Source organism: Bacillus cereus group sp. BfR-BA-01408 (genome assembly GCF_022663305.1).
Lineage (GTDB): Bacteria > Bacillota > Bacilli > Bacillales > Bacillaceae_G > Bacillus_A > Bacillus_A pacificus.
Genome location: NZ_JAKUFF010000244.1, coordinates 1 through 290, shown reverse-complemented (window position 1 = coordinate 290; position 290 = coordinate 1). Strand labels below are relative to the sequence as shown.

Genomic DNA, 290 nt, shown 5'->3' with positions numbered 1-290 from the left:
GAACCAAAGGTAACGGAAGAGCCGAATGTGCTAGAAAAACCAGAGGTAACAGAAAAACCAGAAATCTGGGTGAAACCAGAGGAAGAAGAAAATAAAGAAGAAACAACAGAAGAACTAGAAGACTTAGAAAAACCGGAAGAACCAAAGGTAACGGAAGAGCCGAATGTGCTAGAAAAACCAGAGGTAACAGAAAAACCAGAAATCTGGGTGAAACCAGAGGAAGAAGAAAATAAAGAAGAAACAACAGAAGAACTAGAAGACTTAGAAAAACCGGAAGAACCAAAGGTAAC

General features: G+C 39.3%; 1 pseudogene. It reads left to right on the top strand.

Annotated features, from left to right (window positions below):
- Nucleotides 1–290, top strand: a pseudogene (locus tag MR083_RS28365) (Cna B-type domain-containing protein); the annotation flags it as partial.